The 14,329-nt window shown below is 64.5% G+C and carries 17 protein-coding genes; 10 read left to right on the top strand and 7 right to left on the bottom strand.

What is annotated here, in order from left to right; genetic code table 11:
- Positions 1–266 precede the first annotated feature (266 nt).
- Positions 267–977 carry an rRNA pseudouridine synthase gene (locus tag ACVOMF_RS17830; RefSeq protein ID WP_481510447.1) on the bottom strand — a complete coding sequence of 237 codons (711 nt, stop codon included), beginning with the start codon at positions 975–977 and terminating at the stop codon, positions 267–269.
- A 66-nt stretch (positions 978–1,043) separates the two neighbouring features.
- Complete coding sequence (locus ACVOMF_RS17835) at positions 1,044–1,541, bottom strand: M48 metallopeptidase family protein (protein WP_481510460.1); 498 nt, start codon at positions 1,539–1,541, stop codon at positions 1,044–1,046.
- Between the two features lie 69 nt (positions 1,542–1,610).
- Between ACVOMF_RS17835 and ACVOMF_RS17840 the strand changes: the two genes are divergently transcribed.
- The gene (locus ACVOMF_RS17840; RefSeq protein ID WP_481510448.1) at positions 1,611–2,165 is read left to right on the top strand and encodes a DUF2058 domain-containing protein; all 555 of its coding nucleotides are present in this window, start codon (positions 1,611–1,613) and stop codon (positions 2,163–2,165) included.
- 161 nt (positions 2,166–2,326) lie between these two features.
- Positions 2,327–2,590, top strand: coding sequence for a DksA/TraR family C4-type zinc finger protein (locus ACVOMF_RS17845; protein ID WP_282265397.1), 264 nt, complete (start codon positions 2,327–2,329; stop codon positions 2,588–2,590).
- Between the two features lie 95 nt (positions 2,591–2,685).
- On the opposite strand, the gene ACVOMF_RS17850 is transcribed toward ACVOMF_RS17845, so the two are convergent.
- From ACVOMF_RS17850 to ACVOMF_RS17860, 3 genes are all read right to left on the bottom strand, one after another.
- On the bottom strand, positions 2,686–3,204 hold the full coding sequence (locus ACVOMF_RS17850) for a GNAT family N-acetyltransferase (protein WP_481510449.1): 519 nt from the start codon (positions 3,202–3,204) through the stop codon (positions 2,686–2,688).
- 91 nt (positions 3,205–3,295) lie between these two features.
- A complete protein-coding gene (locus ACVOMF_RS17855) occupies positions 3,296–4,558 on the bottom strand; it encodes a sugar transporter (RefSeq protein ID WP_481510450.1) in 1,263 nt (420 codons plus the stop codon).
- A gap of 223 nt (positions 4,559–4,781) precedes the next feature.
- Entirely contained in the window at positions 4,782–5,363 is a 582-nt protein-coding gene (locus ACVOMF_RS17860) for a mechanosensitive ion channel domain-containing protein (protein WP_481510451.1), read from the bottom strand.
- Positions 5,364–5,601: 238 nt separating this feature from the next.
- Here ACVOMF_RS17860 and ACVOMF_RS17865 point away from each other — a divergent pair, with 238 nt between their 5' ends.
- The 3 genes from ACVOMF_RS17865 to ACVOMF_RS17875 are packed head-to-tail and all read left to right on the top strand — an operon-like array spanning position 5,602 to position 7,633.
- Positions 5,602–6,174 carry an RNA polymerase sigma factor gene (locus ACVOMF_RS17865; protein WP_481510461.1) on the top strand — a complete coding sequence of 191 codons (573 nt, stop codon included), beginning with the start codon at positions 5,602–5,604 and terminating at the stop codon, positions 6,172–6,174.
- Positions 6,174–6,731, top strand: a complete 558-nt coding sequence (locus tag ACVOMF_RS17870) for a hypothetical protein (RefSeq protein ID WP_481510452.1) — start codon at positions 6,174–6,176, stop codon at positions 6,729–6,731. The genes ACVOMF_RS17865 and ACVOMF_RS17870 overlap by 1 nt, the downstream gene beginning before the upstream one ends.
- Positions 6,732–6,742: 11 nt before the next feature.
- Entirely contained in the window at positions 6,743–7,633 is an 891-nt protein-coding gene (locus ACVOMF_RS17875) for a DUF4097 family beta strand repeat-containing protein (RefSeq protein WP_481510453.1), read from the top strand.
- A gap of 133 nt (positions 7,634–7,766) precedes the next feature.
- Here the strand turns inward: ACVOMF_RS17875 and ACVOMF_RS17880 are convergent, their stop codons facing one another.
- Complete coding sequence (locus ACVOMF_RS17880) at positions 7,767–9,155, bottom strand: Hsp70 family protein (protein WP_481510454.1); 1,389 nt, start codon at positions 9,153–9,155, stop codon at positions 7,767–7,769.
- A 337-nt stretch (positions 9,156–9,492) separates the two neighbouring features.
- On the opposite strand from ACVOMF_RS17880, the gene ACVOMF_RS17885 reads away from it, so the two are divergent.
- Complete coding sequence (locus ACVOMF_RS17885; protein WP_481510455.1) at positions 9,493–9,825, top strand: zinc ribbon domain-containing protein YjdM; 333 nt, start codon at positions 9,493–9,495, stop codon at positions 9,823–9,825.
- Between the two features lie 37 nt (positions 9,826–9,862).
- Here the strand turns inward: ACVOMF_RS17885 and ACVOMF_RS17890 are convergent, their stop codons facing one another.
- Complete coding sequence (locus ACVOMF_RS17890) at positions 9,863–10,963, bottom strand: tetratricopeptide repeat protein (RefSeq protein WP_481510456.1); 1,101 nt, start codon at positions 10,961–10,963, stop codon at positions 9,863–9,865.
- A 276-nt stretch (positions 10,964–11,239) separates the two neighbouring features.
- On the opposite strand from ACVOMF_RS17890, the gene thpR reads away from it, so the two are divergent.
- The 4 genes from thpR (at position 11,240) to ACVOMF_RS17910 (ending at position 14,194) form a co-directional block, all read left to right on the top strand.
- A complete protein-coding gene (thpR, locus tag ACVOMF_RS17895; RefSeq protein ID WP_481510457.1) occupies positions 11,240–11,827 on the top strand; it encodes an RNA 2',3'-cyclic phosphodiesterase in 588 nt (195 codons plus the stop codon).
- 96 nt (positions 11,828–11,923) lie between these two features.
- Complete coding sequence (locus ACVOMF_RS17900; RefSeq protein WP_481510458.1) at positions 11,924–12,523, top strand: HD domain-containing protein; 600 nt, start codon at positions 11,924–11,926, stop codon at positions 12,521–12,523.
- A gap of 62 nt (positions 12,524–12,585) precedes the next feature.
- The gene (locus ACVOMF_RS17905; RefSeq protein ID WP_481510459.1) at positions 12,586–12,783 is read left to right on the top strand and encodes an oxidoreductase-like domain-containing protein; all 198 of its coding nucleotides are present in this window, start codon (positions 12,586–12,588) and stop codon (positions 12,781–12,783) included.
- A gap of 82 nt (positions 12,784–12,865) precedes the next feature.
- On the top strand, positions 12,866–14,194 hold the full coding sequence (locus ACVOMF_RS17910) for a virulence factor family protein (protein ID WP_481510462.1): 1,329 nt from the start codon (positions 12,866–12,868) through the stop codon (positions 14,192–14,194).
- The last annotated feature ends 135 nt before the right edge of the window (positions 14,195–14,329 follow it).

A 14,329-nucleotide genomic window follows, 5' to 3' on the forward strand; every position in this document is an offset into this window, starting at 1 on the left:
GGGGCGGCGTGGCGGGGGGGGGGGTTGGGGGGGGGGGGCGCCCGGGGCGCAAACCCCCCGGGTGTAACCCCGCTGCGGGGGGGGGCCGCGGGGCCCCCCGCGAAGCCGGCGAACCGTCAGCGCGCCGAACGCCTGCGATTGCATATGGTGTGATGCCGTTCTGTGGCGTGGCCGGATGATGTGTCAGCTTCGCGGCTGCCGCCGCTCCCACAAAACTGCTGGTGCAGGACGCTGCCGCTGCTGCAAAGCCCAGGCTGGCCTTTGGCCTAGAACTTCTGCTCGGCTGCCAGATAGCGCCACTGGCCTTCGGGCATCTTGCTCAGCCCGATGCGGCCGATGCGCAGGCGACGGATCTGTTCGGCCTTCAGGCCAACCTGGCTGCACATGAACTGCAATTGGCCCGGACGGACGTCCTTGATCGCGAAACGCAGGCGCTGCTCGCTTTGCCAGCTGATCTTGGCCTGCGGCAGGCTGCGGCCTTCGTAGACCAGGCCATGGGTGAGCCTGGGCATCGCCCACGGGGTAGGTTCGCCGCTGACTTCGACCACGAACTCCTGTTCCAGGCTGGCGCCGGATTCCTGCAGGTGGCGGCGTACGCGCCAATCCTGGGTCATCACGACCAGGCCGCTGGCGGCATCGTCCAGCGGCATCAGGTAATCCAGGCGCTGGAAATGACGGCGCAGCGAACGGATGCCGGAGGCGTCGTCTGCAAAGCGGTTGTCCTCTGCCAGCAGCGCGAACAATTGTTCTGCGGTGCAACCGGCCGGCTTGTTGATCAGGAAGGTGGCGGCTTCAGCGGCTTCGGTGCTGCCTTCGGCGGCCAGGGTGATGATTTCCTCGCTGACCATGGTCTGCGGGGTTTCCACGACCACGCCGTTGACGCTGATCCAGCCGCCTTCGATGTACTGCTGGGCCTGCGAGCGCGAGCACTGCAGCTGCGCGGCAACGCGCTTGTCGAGACGAATAGGGGTGGTCATGGCGGCTATGGGTTCTACGAAGGGCGGGGAGTGTAGCGCTGTGGCGGGAGCGGGGCGATGGGCGGCTCAGCCGGGTTCATGTTCCAAGGCGGTCAGGTACAGGCGCAGGTCGAACTCCAGTTGGTGGTAATCCGGCTCCATGTGCAGGCACAGCTGGTAGAAGGCCTTGTTGTGCTCGGCTTCTTTGATATGCGCCAGCTCATGCACCACGATCATCCGCAGGAACTCGGCCGGGGCCTCGCGGAACACGCTGGCAATGCGGATCTCGCGGCTGGCCTTGAGCTTGCCGCCATGGTTGCGGGAAATGGCGGTATGCGTGCCCAAGGCGTGTTTCACCACCTGCAGCTTGCCGTCGTACAACACCTTGCCCAGCGGCACCGACTGGCGCAGGTGGCGCTCCTTGATGGCCTGCACGTAGTCGTAGAGCTGGCGGTCGTTGCGCACAATGTTGGGTTCGGCATAGCGCTTGCGTACCGCCTCGCCCAGCTTGCCCGCGTCCAGCAGCTCGCGGGCGCGCTGCTGCAGGTGTTCGGGATAGCCATTCAGGTATTTCAGCGGAAGCATGGGCATTTGGGCAGGACCGGGCAGGCCGCTATGATGGCAGCCTCGGCAACAGAACCATGAACAACGACGATGGCAAAGGGTAATCCACTGCAGGAACAGCTGCTCAAGGCTGGCTTGGTGAAGAAGTCACAGGTCTCGCAGGTGGCGCGTGAGCAGGTCAAGGCGCGTCACGGCAAAGGTCCGGTCAACGCGACCGAAAGCCAGCGCGAGGCCGATCGCGCCCGTGCCGAAAAGGCCGAAAAGGACCGCCAGCTGGCCGCCGAGCACAACGCCCAGCGCCGCGCCGACGAGCTGCGCGCGCAGGCCCGGCAGATCATCGCCGACCGCAAGCTGCCGCGTGCCGGCGAGCTGGAATACCGTTTCAACGACGGCGCAGTGATCCGCACGATGCTGGTCACCGAGGCGCTGCGTACCCAGCTGGCCAATGGCGCGCTGGTGATCGCCCGTCACGGCGACAGTTTCGAGCTGCTGCCCCGCGTGGCGGCGGAAAAGGTACGCGAGCGTGACGCCAGCCTGATCGTGCTCGACCACGGCCAGAGTGCGGACACGCCGATTTCCACTGGCAACGCCGAAGACGACGCGTACTACGCCCAGTTCCAGGTGCCTGACGACCTGATGTGGTGAACGCTGTGCTCGCGCGGTTTGGCGCGGGCCGACGCCTGCGGTGAGCGGGTAGCCATTGGCTGGCGGATCCTGTTCAGGCAGCTGTACGCCTGGCCGCGAGGTCTTGAATTGTGTCCACGGAGGCGGCAGTTTGCCTATGTTGCTGTACGTGGAGGCAGGACATGGCTACCGGTTGGGCGGGCGATACCGCCGTTCAGGATCAGATTGATGCCACCGTCGAGGACGCGATCAAGCGTGCGCGCAGCCGCATGCCCAGCGGCCCGGGGCTGGAACATTGCGAAGAATGTGATGCGCCGATTCCCGAGGCGCGGCGCAAGGCCGTGCCCGGAGTGAGGCTGTGCATCGCCTGCCAGCAGGCGCAGGATGAGGACGAGGCGTTTGCCGGCTATAACCGGCGCGGCAGCAAGGACAGTCAGCTGCGCTAGGAACGATGGCTGTGGCTTTGGCCGTTGTTCTGGCCCCAGTTCTTCCCTCGTCATGCTCGCGAAAGCGGGGATGACGGCAGAAAAAGCCCAAAGCTTCAGTTCTTCCCCGATACCGGCAGAACGTCATTCAAGTACTGCTTCTGCACCACGCGCGGCACCAATCGCGGTCGCTCCATCAACACAAAGCGCACACCCTTGACCGTCTGCGGCGCAGCCTTGCTGACAAAGCCAAAGCGCTCATACACCGGCACTGCGATCTCGGATGAATTGACCGTGTACTCGCGGCGGCCGTGCACGCGCAGGGCGTGCTCCCACAGCAGGCGGGCAATGCCACGCCTGCGCGTGCCGCGGCTGACAAACAGATGATGGATATGGCTGTCGCCACGCATGGCGATCATGCCGACTAGGGTGCCGGCATCTTCCACCAGGTAATGCGCGAAGTCCTTGTCAGTCAGCCGTTCGGTGAAACTGGCAGGAGTCAGCGAGGCCAGGAAAGCATGTGCGCTGGCACCGCTGTCGGCGTCCAGCAGGTGTCGCGCCAACGGGGTGACCAGCGCGCTCAGCGCCTCTGCATCGGCGAGGTTGGCGTCACGCAAAGTGATGTCCTGATCCACGTACTTCCTCCGTAGCGCGCCCCCGGAAGCAGCGGCGTGGACGGAAGCATACCTGCAGCCGCCACGCTGTAAACGTTTGTGCTGCGGCAGCTCAGTGCGTTGCGCCGCCCAGACGGAAGCTGCCGCTCCAGCGCAGCATCGCGAACAGGCACCACAGCCAGCCCGCCGTGGCGATCAGGCCGCCGACGAGCCCAATGTGCTGCATGCCCAGCTGCAGGCTGACCTGGCTGCCGATCAACGCGCCGGCGCCAATGCCGATGTTGAAGATGCCGGAGAACAAGGCCATCGCCACATCGGTGGCGTCAGAGGCCAGGTTCAGCACCTTGGACTGCATCGACAAAGCAAAACTGATCATCGCCACGCCCCACACCGAAACCAGCGCATACAGCAACCAGCTGCTGTGCAGGCCAGTGCGCAGCAGCAACAGGCTGGCAGCCAGGGTGCCGATCGCGGTCAGCAGGAAACCGCGAGGCCAGCGCAGGCCATAGCGTGAGAACAGTACGCTGCCAATGAAACCCATGCCGCCGAACAGCAGCAGCACCAGCGTGGTCACGTGTGCATCGAAGCCGCCGATCTTCTGCACGAACGGTTCGATGTAGCTGTAGCCGGTGAACTGGGCGGAGACCACCACCATCACCAGCAGGTACAAGGCCATCAGGGCAGGCCGACGCAATAGCAGCGGGATGCTGCTGGCCGAGCCGCTGTTGTGGCTGGGCAGGGCCGGCAGCAGCCGTGCCAGCACCAGCATCACCAGCAATGCGACGCCACCGATGGCCATGAAGGTGATGCGCCAGCCCAGCAATTCACCGACGATGCGACCCAGCGGAATGCCCAGCACCATCGCCACCGAAGTGCCGGTGGCGAGCAGGCCGAGGGCCTGCGGACGCTTGTCCTGCGGTGCCACCCGCACTGCCAGCGAGGCAGTGATCGACCAGAACACTGCATGGGCCAGCGCAATGCCAACCCGGCTGGCCATCAGGACCGGATAACTCCAGGCAAAGCCCGAGAGCACATGGCTGAGAATGAACAGCGCAAACACGCCCAGCAACAGTTTGCGACGGTCGAAATTGCGGGTCAGCAGCATGCACGGCAGCGAGGTCAGCGCGACCACCCAGGCGTAGATGGTCAGCATCAGCCCGACGTGTTCGATTGGCTTGCCGAAGTCGGCGCCGATGTCGCTGAGCAGGCCGACCGGGACGAACTCGCTGGTATTGAAGATGAAGGCCGCCAGGGCCAAGGCGATGACGCTGAGCCAACGTTGGCGGTCGGAGCGTGGAGCCTGGGCGGCTTCCGCAATGGCAAAAGCGTCGCCTGCCTGCGGGGCCGGGCAGGAGGTATTGGGAGAGGAGGACATTGCGTGCGGGCTTGCGACCGGGCCGGTCGCTCAATGACGGCAATTTTCGCACGGGCCGTGTGGACGCGAGCGGAACGCTGTGGATCGGCAGGTTCTTGCCGTACTGGTGTTCAGGCGGGTGAGGGCTTTGGCGCTGGCTTTTGCCTTGGGCCCTTGCTGTATGCCGTCATCCCCGCCTTCGCGGGGGTGACGAGTCAAGACAGGAGCCGAAGCCTGCGCCCGCTCAGCCGTCGCCTTGCACGGTGGTCGGCGTTGCATCGCCACCGCGCCAACGGCGTAGGCCACGCTGGAAGAACAGGCTGTTGGGGATCTGCATCAGGGTGCCTTCGACCGGGCCGCCGACTTCATGCAGGGTGGTGTAGATCAGGTTGATGTCGGTGACCACGCCCTTCAAGCCGGGCTTCTCGCCGTTCTCCAGCAGCTCGACCTGGTCGCCCAGACGGAAGGGGCGGGTGGTGAAGATCAGGAAGGTGCAGAAGATGTTGGAGAGAACGCTCCAGGCGGCAAAGAACGCCACCGCGCCCACCGCCGCAAAGCCGGTGAACGCGGTCCACAGCACACTGGCTTCTACGTTCAGTGTCTGCAGAATGGCAACCAGGGCAACCGTGCCGATGACGAAATTGGATAGCCGCCGGATCGCCATCTCGATCTGCGCCGGCAGTGTGTAGTGGCGGCCTAGCCGGGACAGCAGGCGGCGGGTCAGCAGGCGCAGCAACCAGGCCACGACCAGGATCAGCAGGATGCCCAGGCCGGTGTTGATGGGGTCAATCCATTGCTGCATCGAGGCGGGGAGGTAGTGCTTCATGCGAATTCCTTGCGGTACGTCGGTGTTTCAGTGCAGTGGAGGCGGCACGGTAGGCCAGTGCCAAACGCGGCGCTACGCGCAATGACCGGGCTACGCAACATCGGTAGCAACGGTTTGGCGAGTGCTGATTGTCGGCCAGTGTGGCGTTTGCTGCCAGTCGCGGCGTGTTGGCAGGCCAGTTCGGTAAGAAAATTGAACCGGCTTTAAACCTTTTGCCTGCTTGCCGCATCCAATGGATATGCTCGACGCCACCGTGACTACCGCCGCCCCTTCACCGCCCGTCGTCGACGACGCTGCGCTGGCCCGTGCCGCCGCAGCCGGTGATACCCGTGCCTACGAGCGCATCTACCGGCGCCACTCGCCGCGCCTGTATGCCTTGCTGTGGCGGTTGTGCGGCGGCAACGCGGCGCGTGCCGAGGATGTGCTGCAGGAAACCTTCATCCAGGCCTGGCGCAAGCTGCCGCAGTTCCGATTCGAGAGCGCGTTGGCCACCTGGTTGCATCGCCTGGCAGTAAACACGGCGCTGATGGAGCTGCGCGCGGCAACGTTTGAATCGCTGGATATCGGCGAATCCGGGATGGATCTATTGGCCGAAATGGCCGACACCCAGCGCTGCCATGCCACCGGCATGGACCTGGAACGCGCGCTGTTGACGCTGCCGCCACGCGCCCGCGCGGTGCTGGTGCTGCACGACATTGAAGGCTGGAAACACCAGGAAATCGCCGTGGAACTGCAGATGGCTGTCGGCAGTTCCAAGGCCCAATTGCATCGTGCGCGCAGTTTGCTGCGCACGCGGCTTGGAGACGCATGATGAACAACTACGAAGACGACCGCGATCACGATGATGAGTTGGCGCAGCGCCTGCGCGGGCTGCCTGCAGAGCGGGTACCCCCGGCTGCGGCGTGGCAGCGCATTGTGGCGGAGCTGGAGCAGGTCCCGCGCAACCAGCAGACAGATGCGGCCCCCGTTCCATCTGTGAACGCTGCGCCGGTGCGGCGGACGTCGCAGCGCCACTGGCCGCGTTATGCCGTAGCGGCGGTGGTTGTCGCGTTGGTCGGTGTGGCCAGTGTTTCGCTGTTGCCGCAGCAGCCTGCGGCGTCGGTGGCTGTGGAAGAGTCGTCGCTGCAGCACCAGGCCAACAACATCACCTACCAGTACCGGCAGGCGATGGCGACGATTCCGCAGGACAACCTGGCGGCCGAGCTGCAACCGGCGCTGCGCGAACTGGATGAAAGTGCCGGCAGCATCCGCAGCGCGATCGCGCAAAGCCCGGACGCCGCATTTTTACTTGGACAGTTGCAGCGCACCTACGCGCTGCGGCTTGAACTCACCCGCAAGGGCGTGAACCCGACCGGACTCTCGACTTGAAGGAGCACCTGATGAAAGCCTGCATCCGCAATATGATCGCCACAGCGCTGTTGCTGGCCCCGCTGACCAGCGCATTTGCGCAGACTGCGGTCAATCGTAGTCTGCCGTTGTCCAGCGGTGGCCGCGTGGAACTGAGCAATGTGGCCGGTTCAGTCACCGTGCGTGGCTGGGACCGCAACGAAGTGCAGCTTACCGGCTCGTTGGGCGACGGTCAGCGGCTGGAGGTGGAAAGCAGCGCCAACCGGGTGGCATTGAAAGTGGTTTACCCGCAGAACGGCCGCAGCAGTCGTGGCGCGGTGCTGGAGCTGCGCGTGCCGCGCGCTGCGCAGCTGCAGACCAGTACCGTCAGCGCGATGGTGGATGTGTCTGACGTGGACCTGCGTCGCCTGCAAAGCAGCACCGTCAGCGGCAACATAACTGCCAATGGCCGTGCTGGTGAAGCCGAGTTGACCACGGTCAGCGGCGCGATCCGCTCGCAGCTGCAGACATCGCGTCTGGAGACCAGAACGGTCAGCGGTGGCATCAATGCCGCTGGTGCCAGTGGTGGTGAGGTCGCGGCCAATACCGTGTCTGGCGGCATCACCCTGGATCTGGCCAAGGTGCAGCGGCTCAATGCCGAGTCGGTGTCCGGCAGCCTGGGCGTGCGCAGCGCTGGTTTGCAGCCCGGTGGCCGGGTCAATCTGGAGACGGTGAGTGGCTCGGTTTCACTGAGCCTGCCGGCCAGCACGTCGGCGCAATTGAAGGTCAGCACGTTCAGCGGCAGCATCCGCTCCGACGTAGGCCAGGTGGAGAGCCCGCGCTATGGGCCGGGCAAGAACCTGGACGCGCGGATTGGTGGTGGCGACGGCGATATCTCCATCCAGTCGCATTCGGGTGGCGTGCGGGTGAGTCTGGATCGTTGATTGACTCCCTCCCCTTGCCGCAGGCAAGGGGAGGGTTTGGGAGGGAGGCTTCTGCCCCCTCCCTTTTGCGAAGCAAAGGGGAGGGTTGGGGAGGGGTAAAGCTTTTGGGCTTCTGGATCCCCAGCCTCGCGGCTTACGCCGCTCCCACAGGGGCCACAACCGCGCCATTTGTCGTTGCCGCCAGCGCCAGGCCCTGCACCACGCCGAACGATGGGTCGCCATGCACCAGCTTGGCGCTCGGGAACGCTGCCGCAGCAGCCTGTTGGATATAACCGGCGCGCGACATGCCGCCGGTCAGGAACACCGCCGCCGGGTCGTGGCCAATATCGGCACGCACCTGCTGCAGCAATGTCTCCAGCTCGCCCAGGTAGCCACCAGCAGCCGTCGTCAGATGCGGCGCATCGATGTCGACCGACAGCCCTGCTTCGATGAAATCCAGCGTGCTGCTGTGGTTGGGCTGGCTGCTCAGGGCGATCTTGCATTGCTCCACCGCGCGGTACAGGCGCGCGGTATTGCCGGTGTCCTGCAAGGCCTGCAGGCGCGCGCCATAGGGCAAGTCGACGGCATCGTAGTTGTGCTGGCGGAAGTCACGCTGGCGGGTCATGTCCTGCACCATCGCGGCCTCCACATAGTGGTGCGCAGGTACGCGGGTGATGCCGCGGCCGAACAGCGGCATGTAGCCGGCCAGGCTCAGCGCCAGATCGATATCAGTACCGCCACGGGCAATACCCCAGGCGCGGTGGATCTGCGGCGCGGCGTTGCCGCCAACGCTGGCATGGGCGATATCAGTGGTACCGCCACCGACGTCGACGATCACTGCTTCGTGGCGTTCACTGCTGACCGCGTGGTAGTGCATGGCCGCGGCTGCCGGTTCTTCGAGGAAGTCCACCTCGTCAAACCCGGCCGCCATCGCCGCGCTGCGCAGGATATCCAGCGCCTGGTCGTTGCCGGCCGCGCCGATCGAGCTGCGGAACTGCACTGGCCGACCGAGCAGGGCGCTGCGCACGTTGCTTTGCAGCTGGCGCGAGGCGGTCAGGCGGATGTGTTCGAGGATATGGGTGGCAATACCGGTGATGGTCTGCTTGGCGCGCGGATGCAGGTTGTAGCCCAGCATCGACTTCGGGCTCTGCACCAGGTTGCCTTCGTTCTCTTCGAAGTAGGCTTCCAGCGCGTCGTCACCGTAAACCGCGTTCTGCAGGAGTGTGGTGGAGCTGCGCGGTTCGCGGATGCGTTCTTCCATCCACTGCCTTCGGACCACGCGGATGGCATCGCTGCGCAGCTGCTCATGGCTGCGCGTATTGCCGACCGCGCGGGCGTCGCGGCGGCCGGATTCGATCAGGTCATCGACCTGCGCTTCCAGTGCCGGGGTCAGTTCGAAGTCGTTGGGGTCGCGCATCACCTCGGGGAAGTACACCGTGGTGCGGAACTGCTGGGCCTCACCAAAGCTGACCGGGACCACCTTGCCGTCGATATGGGCGGCGGCGGCCGAGTTGCTGGTGCCGAAGTCGATGCCGAGTTTCATGATGCCTGCGCGTCTTGCTGCTGAATCGGCCGCGCACTGTACTACGCCGCCGCACGGCTGGCTTCACATGTGGGTCGAGAACGGCTGTTTCCGGTCTCGAGCCCTGCGCGATCATGAGCAGCATCACGATTTTCCGGGTATGCGCGCAGCCTGAATGGCCATGGTCATCAGCACGATCAGACCGTCGGCCAAGCCCCTGGGTGACGATTTGTGCCCTGCTGCGTGCTGATACGGACTGTCGTCAGCTATGGGGCATAGGCCTTCGCTCGGTGCTGCCGGGAGCGATTGTGACCTGAACGGCTACAATGAGCAGTTATTCAATGTACGGGAGTCCCCCATGTCTGTTACTTCCTGCCCGCAGTGTTCGCTGGAAAACGTCTATGCCGATGGCGCGCTGTGGATCTGTGCCGATTGCGGCAATGAATGGACCGCGGGCGAGGCGGCCGAATCCACGCTGGTGGTGCGCGACAGCAACGGCAATGTGCTGGTGGCCGGTGACACCGTCACCGTGATCAAGGATTTGAAGGTCAAGGGCTCATCGATCCCACTCAAGCAGGGCACGGTGATCCGAAACATCCGCTTGGTCGAAGACGATGCCGAGAACATCGAAGGCAACTCGGACAAGATCAAGGGCCTGGTGTTGAAAACCTGCTTCCTGCGCAAGGCCTGAATCGGCTTGCGTTGTTCAAGTAGCCAGCGGCGCGCGTTCAGCGCGCCACGTGGCGTGCTTCAAGGCGACGGATGCCTTCCAGTTTTGATTGGTACACCGCACGTAGTTGATCGCCGCCAAGATCACGAGCTCGCGCCATCTCGCGCTCGGCCAGGCGGTTGTTGCCGGCGAGGAAATAGGCACGGGCCAGCCCGAAATGGAATTGGTGGGCCTTGCTGTAGAGGCGCACTGCCTCGCGGTAGTAGTGCGCCGCTAATGAGTAATCGCCGTTGCGCTCGGCGGTGTTTCCCTGCATGAATTGATAGAACGGGTCGCGTATGCGCACCTGTTCCAGCCGCGTCTCCATCTGCGCCACGCGGTTTGTGTCGCCCATGCGTTGATAAAGCTTTGTTGCGTTGTGCAGGGCTGGGGCGTGCGAGCTGTCGATCGACAGCGCGGTTTCCAGATCCCTGGCAGCGGCATTGAGGTCGTCTTCGCGTGAATCCAGCACTCCAAGGTTGCTCCAAGCCGGTACAAAACGCGGGTCCATGCGCAGCGCAGCGTCGAGATAGGCGCGGGCACCGGAGTAGTCGTGTGTGGCCAGCTGCTCGGCGCCGCGGTTGTTGTAGAAGTGGGCGAGCGCGCGGCGGTCGCTGATCGGCTGTGGGCCGCGGCGGTCGTACAGTACGTTGCTGTCCAGATCCAGGGTTGCCGGGCGTCCATCCACACGCATGCCTACATTGACGTGGCCGGCATTGAAGATCAGCCCCTGGTCCTGATACCAGGACACCACTTGCCCCACCTCCTGCATGTGCGCGTCCAGACCGATCTCGCGGGCCAGGGCGACAAACAACAAGGTGAAGGACAGGCAATTGGCACGGTGTTGTTGCCAGGTCTCGGCGACGGTGAGTGTGGCTTCAGTGTCGTACTCCAGGCCCAGTCCCTCCGGGCGGAACACCAGCTCGACCAATCGTTGCAGGCGTTGCTCCGGTGAATTGGCCACCTTGAGTACCCGATCCCGCAGCAGCACCCGCACTTCCGGCGGGATCGCCATTACCTGTTCCGGGCTGGGGACCGGAGCGGGGACTGGCGTTGGCGTTGGCGCAGCCAAGGCAACGCTGCTGGCAACGAGCAGGACCAACGCGTTCCAACCGATCATGGCGATCACCCGGAGTTTGCTGCGACCTGCCCAGTGTAGGCCTGTTACGGGGATATGGAAGCAGGCAGGGGACAAATCCACAGCGGGTGTGGACCAGCCCTGTGCAAACATGTGGATAACTATTGGCAGCCCTTGTGCGGCTTGGCTCGCCGGGCGGTGGCTAAATTTTCGCCATGGCCGGGCCGAGGCCGGCGTGGTCTGCTAGTATCCGCGGCCCAAGACAGTAGTGGCCGCCGCGACGGAGCGGGTACGGCAGCCGGCTTTCGATACCAGACCATGACGAAGCAGCTTTCCTCCACCGAGGCCCAGATGACCCTGGGCCTGGGCAGCGACATTCCAACCGAACGCCTGTTCTTCGCGGTGATGCCCGATGCGCTCACGGCTGAGCGGGCCGCCGAGTTGGCCGATGGCCTGCGCGAGGAACATGGCTTGCTCGGGCATCCGTTGGCGCCTGAGCGCTTGCACGTCACTCTGCACCACCTTGGTGATTACGCGGGCCTGCCACCAAGTCTGCTGCCCAAGGTGCGGCAGGCGGCAGCGCGGGTGCGCATGCCTGAGTTCGAGGTCTGCTTTGATCAGGTGGGCAGCTTTGCCGGCAGCCGGCAGAACCCGTTCGTGCTGCGCAGCGAATACGGTGCCGAGCTGTTGAACGGATTGCATGAGGAACTGGCGCGTTGCCTGCAGGGCGTGGGCGGCAAGCTGGACCCGCGTTTCACCCCGCATATGACCCTGCTGTACGACCGCCGCCGCCTGCCGATCCAGCCGGTGCAGCCGTTGCGCTGGTTCGTGCGTGAATTCGTGCTGGTGCGCAGTTTCCTCGGGCAAGGGCGTTACCAGATCGAAGGCCGTTGGCAGCTGGGCTGAGCGCACTGTGCCGCGAGCAGCGCAAGCGTTTCATGGTGGATTCTTGCGTTTTCTCAGCGTTACGTCTGCCCCGCAGCTTCGTGCCAAGATGCTGGCATGAATGACTTGCTGCAGACCCTGCCGCCACCGCTGCTGGCCGAACTGAAAACCGCTTACGCACAACCGCCGCGTGCGTATCACAACTTCGGCCATGTGCAGGCAGTGCTGCAGCACTACCGCGATGTGGCTGCCGGCCCTGGCTGGCAGCAGCCGCTGGAAGTGTTGCTGGCAACGCTTTACCACGATGCGATCTACGAGGCTGGGCGCGGTGACAACGAGACGCGCTCGGCACAATTGGCTGCGTCCGGTATTGCGCGTTGGCTACCGGATGCGGAAGTGGATGTGGCACGGGTGATGGAACTGATTGAACTCACCGCACGTCATGGCAGCCTGAGTGGCGACGGGCTGGACACCGATGCGGCGCTGTTCCTGGACAGCGATATGGCCATCCTGGGCGCACCGGAGGCGGTCTTCGACGCCTATGACCGTGGCATCGCCGAGGAATACCAGGGCAAGGTGCCAGGCTTCCTGTTCCGGCTCAACCGGCGGCGTTTCCTGAAGAAGCTATTGGCTCAGCCGCGCATCTTTTTCAGCGACTTTTTCCATGAACGTTACGACGTGGCGGCGCGTTCCAATCTACGACGGGCCACGGCCTGAGCCCGTGCTTTGGCTAAAATGCGGGTTGTCCCGCTGCTGATCAGGCCGAACCGGCCGCCGCAATGAACGAACTGCCCGTCCAAGCCCCCGCCATGCCCGATCCGGATCCGCGTCCGCAACCGCCGGAAGCGCCGGGTCCGAACGAGTGCTGTGGCAGCGGTTGCCCGCTGTGCGTGCTGGATTTGTATACAGATGAATTGTTGGCTTACCGGCGGAAACTGGCCGAATGGACCGAGCGTCACCCTGAAGCACAGGCCTGAGCTGGCGCTTTCGACATCTTTCTGCCCGCTATGGGCGTAGGCTTTGCCGCATGTTTCCAGAGGCCTTTGCATGGCACGTGTGATGTGGGGGATGGGTGTGCTGGCGCTGAGCCTGTTGGCGACGCCGGTAATGGCGGCGGAGCAGGTCAGTCATGGCCGATTCGAACAGGTGCCGGTGCTGCTGCCCAGTGGGCCGGCGCAACGCGTGGTGCTGTGGTTCGGTGATGGCGGGGCCTCTACTGAGCATCTGGCGCGGCTGCAGGCCTTGCGTGATGACGGCGCGATGGTGGTAGACATCGACACCCGCCATCTCTATCAGGTGCTCGCCAAGGAAGGGGGCAAGTGCGGCTTCTCGGCAGGCGATGTGGAGAATTTTTCGCGCTACGTGCAGGCGTATTACCACGTGCCGACCTACCGCCTACCTATCCTTGGCGGTGATGGTGCCGGTGCGGCATTGGCGTATGCGGTGGCCACCCAGGCCGATCCGGATGTGTTCGCCGGCTTGCTGACCGAAGGCTTCTGTCCGCAGCTGCACAACGCCACGATGACCTGCGGCGGTGCCATCAAGGGCCGCAGGCTGTTGCCGCAGCCGGTGCGCTTTCCTTGGCTGAACGCAGCTGCAGGCAAGGGCCAGGCTTGTCCCGAGGCGGCGGTAGCGGCTTTCATCGCTGGCGTGCCGTTGGCGCGCGAGTTCGCGCGAACCCACGCTGGCAGGGCTACACCCGGCGAAGTCGCCGCGGCGCGGGTACTGGGTGCACAGCGCGGTGTCAGCCTGCCTGCGGTACCGCAGGATCTGGACGGTCTGCCGCTGGTGGAGGTGCCGGCCAGCGGGCAGGGCGACACCTTCGCTGTATTTGTATCCGGCGATGGCGGCTGGGCGGGCTTGGACAAGGACGTGGCGGGCGCGCTGGCGCAGGCCGGTATTCCCGTGGTCGGTGTGGATTCGCTGCGTTATTTTTGGAGCGAACGTACCCCGGCGGGGTTTGCAGCGGATCTGGACCGGATTTCGCGCTATTACGCCAACCACTGGCGGCGACCGAAGCTGCTGTTGATTGGTTTCTCGCAGGGTGCCGATGTACTGCCCGCCGCTATCAACAAGCTGCCGCCGGCTAGCGCACAGATGCTGCGGATGACCGCACTGATGTCGGTGGGTGAAACTGCCGACTATGAGTTCCATGTCAGCAACTGGATCTCCAGCGGCGGCGACGACGGCCTGCCAATCGCGCCTGAAATACGTCGCATGGCCGCCGATCGCACGCTGTGCATCTATGGTGCCGACGACGATGATGCGCTGTGCCCGAAGCTGCCGGTTGGCAGCGCGCAGTTGATCAAGCTGCCTGGTGATCATCATTTTGAAGGCGATTACGAAGGTCTGGCCAAGGCGATTTTGCAGCACGTGCAGGGGCCTTGATGCGGGCTGTTGTGGGGGGGGGGGGGGGGGGGGGGGGGGGGGGGGGGGGGGGGGGGGGGGGGGGGGGAGGGGGGGGGGGGGGGCGGGCCCCCCCCCCCCCCCCCAGAGAAAAAGAGGGGTGGTGGGTATTAGGAG

Source organism: Stenotrophomonas sp. STEN022 (genome assembly GCF_056760155.1).

Coding starts and splice junctions, on each gene's coding strand:
- ACVOMF_RS17875 (WP_481510453.1), top strand. CDS start 6,743: ATGAAAGCCTGCATCCGCAATATGATCGCCACAGCGCTGTTGCTGGCC.
- ACVOMF_RS17885 (WP_481510455.1), top strand. CDS start 9,493: ATGTCTGTTACTTCCTGCCCGCAGTGTTCGCTGGAAAACGTCTATGCC.
- thpR (WP_481510457.1), top strand. CDS start 11,240: ATGACGAAGCAGCTTTCCTCCACCGAGGCCCAGATGACCCTGGGCCTG.
- ACVOMF_RS17890 (WP_481510456.1), bottom strand. CDS start 10,963: ATGATCGGTTGGAACGCGTTGGTCCTGCTCGTTGCCAGCAGCGTTGCC.
- ACVOMF_RS17870 (WP_481510452.1), top strand. CDS start 6,174: ATGAACAACTACGAAGACGACCGCGATCACGATGATGAGTTGGCGCAG.
- ACVOMF_RS17860 (WP_481510451.1), bottom strand. CDS start 5,363: ATGAAGCACTACCTCCCCGCCTCGATGCAGCAATGGATTGACCCCATC.
- ACVOMF_RS17845 (WP_282265397.1), top strand. CDS start 2,327: ATGGCTACCGGTTGGGCGGGCGATACCGCCGTTCAGGATCAGATTGAT.
- ACVOMF_RS17835 (WP_481510460.1), bottom strand. CDS start 1,541: ATGCTTCCGCTGAAATACCTGAATGGCTATCCCGAACACCTGCAGCAG.
- ACVOMF_RS17865 (WP_481510461.1), top strand. CDS start 5,602: ATGCTCGACGCCACCGTGACTACCGCCGCCCCTTCACCGCCCGTCGTC.
- ACVOMF_RS17900 (WP_481510458.1), top strand. CDS start 11,924: ATGAATGACTTGCTGCAGACCCTGCCGCCACCGCTGCTGGCCGAACTG.
- ACVOMF_RS17905 (WP_481510459.1), top strand. CDS start 12,586: ATGAACGAACTGCCCGTCCAAGCCCCCGCCATGCCCGATCCGGATCCG.
- ACVOMF_RS17880 (WP_481510454.1), bottom strand. CDS start 9,155: ATGAAACTCGGCATCGACTTCGGCACCAGCAACTCGGCCGCCGCCGCC.
- ACVOMF_RS17855 (WP_481510450.1), bottom strand. CDS start 4,558: ATGTCCTCCTCTCCCAATACCTCCTGCCCGGCCCCGCAGGCAGGCGAC.
- ACVOMF_RS17840 (WP_481510448.1), top strand. CDS start 1,611: ATGGCAAAGGGTAATCCACTGCAGGAACAGCTGCTCAAGGCTGGCTTG.
- ACVOMF_RS17830 (WP_481510447.1), bottom strand. CDS start 977: ATGACCACCCCTATTCGTCTCGACAAGCGCGTTGCCGCGCAGCTGCAG.
- ACVOMF_RS17910 (WP_481510462.1), top strand. CDS start 12,866: ATGTGGGGGATGGGTGTGCTGGCGCTGAGCCTGTTGGCGACGCCGGTA.